General features: G+C 68.1%; 8 protein-coding genes. 5 read left to right on the plus strand and 3 right to left on the minus strand.

Annotation, left to right across the window (positions count from 1 at the left end):
* Position 1: 1 nt before the first annotated feature.
* Together BMX65_RS30680 and BMX65_RS34065 are read right to left on the minus strand one after the other, a co-directional pair.
* Complete coding sequence (locus BMX65_RS30680) at positions 2-310, minus strand: hypothetical protein (protein ID WP_075003623.1); 309 nt, start codon at positions 308-310, stop codon at positions 2-4.
* Entirely contained in the window at positions 307-996 is a 690-nt protein-coding gene (locus BMX65_RS34065; protein ID WP_275435261.1) for a hypothetical protein, read from the minus strand. The genes BMX65_RS30680 and BMX65_RS34065 overlap by 4 nt, the downstream gene beginning before the upstream one ends.
* A gap of 576 nt (positions 997-1,572) precedes the next feature.
* Between BMX65_RS34065 and BMX65_RS30690 the strand changes: the two genes are divergently transcribed.
* From BMX65_RS30690 to BMX65_RS30705, 4 genes are all read left to right on the plus strand, one after another.
* Positions 1,573-2,598: a peptidoglycan DD-metalloendopeptidase family protein gene (locus tag BMX65_RS30690; protein WP_107437629.1), complete on the plus strand. Its 1,026-nt coding sequence runs from the start codon at positions 1,573-1,575 to the stop codon at positions 2,596-2,598.
* Positions 2,595-3,221: a hypothetical protein gene (locus tag BMX65_RS30695; RefSeq protein WP_075003624.1), complete on the plus strand. Its 627-nt coding sequence runs from the start codon at positions 2,595-2,597 to the stop codon at positions 3,219-3,221. The genes BMX65_RS30690 and BMX65_RS30695 overlap by 4 nt, the downstream gene beginning before the upstream one ends.
* A 388-nt stretch (positions 3,222-3,609) precedes the next feature.
* Positions 3,610-3,771 (plus strand): hypothetical protein, encoded by a 162-nt coding sequence (locus BMX65_RS33135; RefSeq protein ID WP_162637709.1) that lies wholly within the window; start codon positions 3,610-3,612, stop codon positions 3,769-3,771.
* Between the two features lie 197 nt (positions 3,772-3,968).
* Positions 3,969-4,865: an AAA family ATPase gene (locus BMX65_RS30705; RefSeq protein WP_162637708.1), complete on the plus strand. Its 897-nt coding sequence runs from the start codon at positions 3,969-3,971 to the stop codon at positions 4,863-4,865.
* Positions 4,866-5,598: 733 nt separating this feature from the next.
* Here the strand turns inward: BMX65_RS30705 and BMX65_RS30710 are convergent.
* Positions 5,599-6,201, minus strand: a complete 603-nt coding sequence (locus tag BMX65_RS30710; RefSeq protein WP_075003627.1) for a TetR/AcrR family transcriptional regulator — start codon at positions 6,199-6,201, stop codon at positions 5,599-5,601.
* Between the two features lie 81 nt (positions 6,202-6,282).
* On the opposite strand from BMX65_RS30710, the gene BMX65_RS30715 reads away from it, so the two are divergent.
* Positions 6,283-7,128 carry an SDR family oxidoreductase gene (locus BMX65_RS30715; RefSeq protein ID WP_075003628.1) on the plus strand — a complete coding sequence of 282 codons (846 nt, stop codon included), beginning with the start codon at positions 6,283-6,285 and terminating at the stop codon, positions 7,126-7,128.
* Positions 7,129-7,709: the final 581 nt, after the last annotated feature.

Below are 7,709 nucleotides of genomic sequence, written 5' to 3' on the forward strand. Positions count from 1 at the left end.
CTCAGCCCTGCGTCATGTTGTAGAAGGCCATGACCAGACCCGAAGTCACTCCGATGCCCATGCCGGCGACCAGACTCCAGACGATCGCCTGCTTGCCCCGGGCAGCCAGCCCGCCGCGTTCGCTGTTGTGGCCGATCGCCACGCACGCCCAGCCGGAGAGCCCGCCCAGGACGGCCAGCGCCAGACCGATGCCGGCCGTCCAGCCGAGTATCCTTCCGGTCGGTGTCTTGAGGGTGCTGGGGACGGTCGGCGTGTAGCCCGGAACCGGGCTGTCGGCAAGGAGGCGGAAGGTTTCGAGCGTGGAGCTCATGCGGGCACCTTTTCGGGAGCGACGACGGCGTCGAAGGACAGGGGCGCGGGCCTACGGGCTGCGGGAAGCGGGTCCCCCCACGCCGCGCGGGCGGAAGCGAGTACGGCCCGTGCCAGGTCGTGCCCTGCCGTGATCGTTTTCGGCCTGACACGGTGTGAGTCGCTCATTCCGTGGGTGCGGATGTGCGGGTCATGAGGCACGGAGACCACGGCGAAGGCATGTGACCGGAGCATCGTGGCAGCGGCCCGTACCGGTGCCGGTGGACGACCCTCCCCGGTCGAGGTGAGAGCGACGACGGCACGCCCCAGCGGCAGTCCTTCGGCCACTGCTGCTTTGACGGCGATCTGGAGGGCCTGCACGCCCGGGCCGGTGGCGGCCGCACTCAGCACGGGGACGGCGAAGGGGAGCGCACACCAGGAGGCGGTCTGGCCGCTCCGTCCGGCGCACCGGGCGGCGATGATGTCCTGCGCCACGGCATGAGGAGTGTCGGCGACGACGGCTTGCCAGCCGCCGGCGGCCGCGAGCTGGTGCCAGGCGGCAGGATCTGTGGGCAGGGGAAGAGGCGCACTGCTCCAGCTCTGGTGGTCCGTCAGCACCTGCCAGGTGTGGCCCTCGGACGTCCGGCATCCGGAGGCCGCCTGCTGTATGCGCTGCCGGGTGGCAGGCCGGTCGGGCGGTATGGACAACAGCCCGTCCCCGGGGTCCGTGCACCAGAGCGGCCAGGGCGAAGCCAGCCGCGGCGCGGTGTCCAGGACGACCGAAGGCCCGCTGGAGGAAAAGGCCGCCGCCAGAAGACCCGCTGTGGTGGACCGGCCACTGCCACCTGCTGGACCCAGCACGGGTATCACGAGGCGAGCATGCGCCGGGAGCGCTTCCAGCGCTGATGATCTCTTGGACAACTTTCCCCCGGAATTGCAGAAGCAACCACTACGAGGTCGGACCTGATCGGCCCTCAATGACCGTGGCCCTGCAGCCTGTTGACCGCATTCTATGGTCGCTTCCTGCGGCCCGCACCGCGCCCCTGTCTTTGTGGCCGGCCCAAGAAGAAGGGATGCGACTGAAAGGGACTTAACAGGATTTTCCGGGTGACTGTCCGTCACCTTCCTGTGACAGATACTCTCTGAGAGGTGCATGAGACTGGTGTGACAATGGCAGCCTGAGCCGGACCGCGATCTTCGACGATTTCCCCGCGGAGGGGACGTATACGCGGCGCCAGGGAAGAGCTCACCGCCTAGGGGGACGGCCAATTGGGCATCATTCGCATGCTGCAAATCATTGGCGGCGCCATAGCAGCGCTCGTTCTCGCGCTCGTGATCGGAGTGACGCTCCTCCTGGTGATATCCGGCGGCAGGGGCGGAGGCGGCGGAGGGGACGCCCAATTGGCGGCAGGCTCCTTGAAGGTCGGCAAGGACGGCGTACCCGCCGCCTACGCGGCGCTCATCCAGCAGGCCGCCGACGACTGCGAGGAGGGGCTGCCGGCGAGTGTCCTGGCCGCCCAGCTCAAGCAGGAGTCAGGATTCCAGGCCGATCCGGGCAGGAGCAGCGCGGGCGCCCTGGGGATAGCCCAGTTCATGCCGGGCACCTGGAAGACGGCAGGGGTGGACGGCAACAACGACGGCAGGAAAGACCCCCTCGACCCGGAAGACGCGATACCCGCGCAGGGCAAGATGATGTGCAAGCTGCTGCGCACCGCCAAGAAGCACCCGGACTACGACGGAAGCCCCGTCGAACTGGCCCTGGCGGGCTACAACGCAGGCTGGGGCAGGGTCGAGCAGTATCGCGGAGTTCCCCCCCGCTCCTTCGCCGAAGGACAGACCTACAACTACGTGAAGATCATCATGTCCAACGTCGCATCCCTGACCGGCCCCGACGGCGGCCTCTCCAGCGGATGGGCCCGGCCCGTCGACGGCCCCCTGGGCACCCCCTACCACCAGCGCGGCGGCGCATGGTCCAGCGGCATGCACACCGGCATCGACTTCACGGTCCCCACGGGCACACCCGTCAAGGCCGCGGGCCCCGGAAAGGTGGTGACGGCGGGAGATGGCGGAGCGTACGGGAACCAGGTCGTGATCAAGCACGCGGACGGTACCTACAGCCAGTACGGTCACCTCTCGGAGATCTCGGTCTCCACCGGGAAGCGCCTCCAAGCGGGCCAGAAGATCGGCCTCTCCGGAGCCACCGGAAACGTCTCCGGCCCCCATCTCCACTTCGAGATCCGCACCGGCCCGGGGTACGGCTCGGACATCGACCCCGGTGCCTTCCTGCGCAAACGAGGAGTGAAGCTGTGACGGAAGAACCGCAGTTCGCTCCCTGGGGCGTCGTCTCCGCGGGATTCTGGGCAGGCGGCACGTCCGCACCGCCGACGACAGCCGGCCGGCCGGACGGACAGGCCAGTGCCCACCCCATGCTCGCCCCCGCAGCAGCGCACGAGAGCGCGGAACCGCAACAGCCTCCGCCTCCCCCGGAGGAGTACCGCGAACGGGTCGCGGCCATCACCTCCACATTCGCGCCGCCCCACGACACTCAGCGCCTGGCATGGGCAGCAATCCAGGCCGAACGCCTCGACCAGGAAGCCACCGCCACCTACGGAGCCGCCCACACCCACACCATCAGCGTCCGGGAACTGCGCGGCTGGATCGCCCGCCTGCAGGGCGACCCGGAGGCTGCGACCCACTGGGACCTGCACGTGATCCAGCTTCAGGTCGCCACATGGGGCACGCACCACACGATCACACGTGCCAGCGCCCAGCGTGCGGTACGGCACTGGACCGAGATCTCCGACCCCGCCACCCGAGTCGCCCTGAGCAAGCAGCTCCTCGGCATGCTCGTCGCAGTCAGCGGAGAGAACAGCGGACTCAGCAGGCACGTGCGAAAACTGGTACGGAGAGCCCAGAGCCCTGCCGCCCGCTGAACTCCCCGCCGCGCGCGAGGTCGGCTGTTACCCACCTGTGTCACGCCCCCACTGGCCCTCAGAGTCACCTCCTGGCACACTCTGCACACCCGTCACATGCATCCCAACTTGGTCCGCAAACAGCCCAGTTGGCGACGAGCGGAGCAGCGAGAACCGGCGTGGCGAGCAGCGAGCACCCTTGCTCCGGCAAGTCCCCTCACAAAGCGGGCGCTGGACCAGCCCGCTCGCGCAGCAGGACTCCCCGTCACCAGGCACAGCAGCAGGAGGATCGACAATGACGCCCATTCGGCACCTGACCCGGGCAGACCTCGCTCAGCTCACACGTGCCGAACTGTTCTCCAGAGCTGCCGAGGAAAGCGCCTACTGGAAGAAACGCACCGCGACAGAGATGGCTGAGCAGGACCTGCAGGCGTACCTGAAGTTCCTGCATATAGCAGCGACGCTCCACGACCCCCGCGGCCTGGCCGACCACCTCAGCAACGTCATCAACGGACACGACGACGACTACCTGGACGAAGCCCCGGATGCGGCCGGCCAGGCCCCTCGATGACAGACGGCGAAACGCACACCGACGACCAGGAGAAGCCGGCACACGCACAACCGCCCCCCTCCGTACCGTGGTCGTTCACACCAGGAACGGACGACCTGGAACTGGCCCTGGACTCGTTCACGACGGAATGGAACGCGCTGGTCGCACGAGGCCGAGCATGGCGAAACGTACGCAGACAGTTCCACTCCGCACTCGCGGTGAGCAGCGAAACGCCGGGCCCACAGGAAACCGACCGGCTCGCAGGAGCCCTGGCCGAACTGGGAATGCTGCGCCCGGCGGAGGCCATGCCTCTGGCCGGCACCCGGCCGAGCCGGCCGGCCGCTGCAGCACCGGACCACAGCGCTGTCCAGCCCCTGCGCGGTGGGGTCCGCCTGTCCGTGCCCGGAGCGCGCCTCGTCACGACCGGCGCGGTGACCGCGACAGCGGAGGCCATCGGACACACAATCGCGGCCCGTGGCATCGGATGCGTGTTCGGCAGGCCGGGAATGGGCAAAACAGTGGCGGCCCATCATGCTCTGGACTTGTTGCCTTCGCAGACACCGACCTGGCGAGCCGTCGTCGCAGTACGACCGGATCCACCCCAGTTGCGCGCGTGCCTGCTGGAAGCATGCGGGCTACCCGCGACTCTGGCGCACTCCGCACAGGCAGCCGACCGCGCCCTCAAAGAGACGCTGCGGCAACCAGGCGTGCTCTTCCTCGACGACGCACAACGCCTTCCGCCCCCGCTGCTGGACTATCTGCGACTGCTGTGGGACGAACCAAGCACAGCCGCTGCCCTGGTGCTCTGCGGAGCGGCAGCAGAGCAGGCGCTCGACAACGCCCCGGCGATGCGCTCCAGAGTGCTGACCTGGCACCAGACCGCAGGACTGCAACCGGACCGGCTCACCGAAACACTGACCGAATTCCACGATGTCTGGGCAGACGCGGAACCCGCGGACATCGCCTGGGCCGACTCCGCAGTGGCCCGAGGAAACTTCCGCACCTGGGCGAAGATCACCTCACACCTCTACGCCCTCGTCCGACGCAGCCCGCGACCACAGATGGACCGCCCCATGCTCGAACAAGCATGTGCACGACTCAGAACCTACCCATGACGACCACCCACACAGAACCCCGAACGACCACCGCCGTCGACAGAACCGAGACACGACGAGGCGACGAGCACTCCAGACAAGAACGGCACAGGCCCCCGCGTGACCAAGGCCGCAGTGCCAGTTCTCGTACCCCGCGTCGACCTGCCACCCTCCCCGGCGGGGGCGAGCAGCAGAACCGGTGGCCCCCGCACGCCTCGCACGCCCAACGCCCGTGCATCCCCTGCCCCAGCGCTGCCACGAACTCTTGCACCAGCAGCCGTCAGACCCCTGCACCAGTCGCTCCGCAACGCGTGCCGACCATGCCCTGCCGAGTTGGGAAGAGCAGCGCCGCGCCTTGGCTCCCGTCCTGGACGGCCTGGACGCGGCCGGGGGCCGCCGAGCGCACTGGACGGGCGGCCCGCATTCAGATGGTTGTGGCCGGGCCGCGCAGAGAGAGCGCAGCCCCACCGCGCGCAGCCGCTCCCAGCCGGCTCGGGGTGATCGGGACGGCCGCTTCGACGGACGCTGTGGCGTGGAGCGCGACGACTGGCCCGGCCCCGACCGAACCGGACCTCGAACGCTTGGCGGGGGAGCGGACCCGGCCGTGCCGGAGCAGGCGGTCGGAGCCGGCAGTAGCGCCCGCCAGAACCTCTCTGCGGTCGTCATCCGGCCTTCGCACCCGCACGGGACGGATGACCGGGATGTGATCAGCGGGAAGCCGACTGTCCGCTGCGACCGGTGAGGGCTTGGCGGGTCAGGCCGTCTGGTCGGGAGCCTGCAGGGAGTCGAGCCAGTGCAGGAGGCGGACTCCCTGGCGGGCCATGAGGTCCGGATCGCGCAAGGCGTTGGCCAGGAGCGACATGCCCTGGTAGGCGGAGACAAGAGTGACGGCGAGGTCGTCCGGGTCGGGCAGGCCCAGGGCGCGGAACTGGCACCCGGCCCACTCCAGCAAGCGCCGGATCACCACGCCGGCCTGCGTGTCGAGGACTCCGTCGGCGCGTTTGTCGAGTTCAACGGCCAGAGTGCCGGTGGGGCAGCCGTACCGGGCGGCGACCTCCCGCTGGTCGATCCATGCCTCGATCAGGGCCTTGAGGCGGTCGCGCGGATCGGGCAGCCGGTTCAGGCGGTCGGTGAACTCGTCGAGATGTGCGCTGTGCTCGGACAGAGCGGCCATGACCAACTCGTCCTTGGTCTTGAAGTAGTAGTAGACGTTCCCGACGGGAACCTCCGCCGCGCGCGCGATGTCAGCGAGGGTGGTGCGCTCGACGCCCTGCTCGTGCAGGACCCGGGCCGCCTCGGTCGTGAGCCGTCGGCGCTTGTCGGCCGCTCGTGCCCTGGGCTTCGCTGAGTGAGTCACCCGACTGACTATAGGCAATCCTCGATGCTGCTGTGCTACCGTCCGAGTTAGTCAGTTAACTAACTCACTCATGGAGTCGCAATGATCGTGGTGACCGGCGCAACCGGCAACATCGGACGGACCCTGGTACCCCTGCTGGCTGACGCGGGCGAAGACGTCGTGGCCGTCTCCCGACGCCCCGAACCCAAAGAACTCCCGGCCGAGGTCAGGCACGCCCGAGCCGACATCGGAAACAGCTCGAGCATGCGCCCCGTCCTCGACGGCGCCGACGCCCTCTTCCTCATGTTGGGCGGTGAGCTCAACAGCCACGGCGAAAGCCCGCATGCCCTCATCGACGCGGCACTCGACGCCGGGGTCAAGCGGATCGTCCTGCTCTCCTCCCAGCTCAACTCCACCCGCCCCGAGGCCCTCTCCCACACCCGGCTGCGTACATTCGAGGCCGCCGTACGCGCGTCCAAAGCGGACTTCACGATCCTGCGACCTGGCGGTTTCGCTTCCAACGCCTTCGCCTGGGCCGAGTCGGTGCGGACCAAGCGCACGGTCCTCGCTCCGTTCGGCGATGTGCCCCTGCCGGTCATCGACCCGGCCGACATCGCTGCAGTCGCAGCAGCGGCATTGCACGAGGACGGCCACGTGGGCCGCACCTACGAACTGACCGGGCCCGAGGCCATCAGCCCACGCCAGCAGTCCGCAGCGCTCTCCCGCGCTCTGGGCGAGGAAATCACCTTCGTGGAACTTTCCCGCGATCAAGCCCACGCCCACATGGCGCAACTCATGCCCGAAGAGGTCATCGACGGCACCCTGGACATCCTCGGAAACCCCCTGCCGGCCGAGCAGACGATCAGCCCTGCCGTCGAGAACGTCCTGCACCGTCCGGCCAGGCCCTTCAGCGAGTGGGTCGCACGCAACCTCCCGGCCTTCCAGTAGAGACCCGAGCCTGAACGCAGAGAAGGCGACCCTCCAGGAGCCCGACGACACCATGGGAGCCCGAGAACCACCACCGGCCTCCGCGAGACGGCCAACCGCAAACGAGACGCCAGGATCACGCGGGCGACCGGAAGCTTCCTGGTCGCGGGTGTTCATCTGGGTGTGTGAGGTGACAGAGGTGTTCCGAGCTGCCTATGCCGTGGCTGTATCAGAGTGAGGCAGACCTGGTGTTGAAGGGTTCTTCGTGGTTCTCGCGCCGTGTTCTGGATTGTCGTTGGCGGGGGCTTCATGGAGGCCGGTGTTGCCGTCTCGGCTGGGCATCTCAACCCATGCGGTGGTCCGTGCCGTTGGTGATCACCATGGACGGGTCTGTTGCCATTTCGCTGCTGTATTTGTTTGTGCTGTCCTAGCTGTACGGGGTAGCCGCGGGCTGCGACCTGCTGGTCAATCCGCTGTGGCTATTGTTGTTCTAGTTCTAGTCGTTTGCTGTTGTTCTGTCGTCCTGTTGTTGTGTTGTTGTGTGGGTTGTCGGTCCGGGGGAGGGTCTGGCTCGGGTGTGGGTTGGGCTGGCTGTTGTGTTC

Source organism: Streptomyces qinglanensis, from assembly GCF_900111245.1.
GTDB lineage: Bacteria > Actinomycetota > Actinomycetes > Streptomycetales > Streptomycetaceae > Streptomyces > Streptomyces qinglanensis.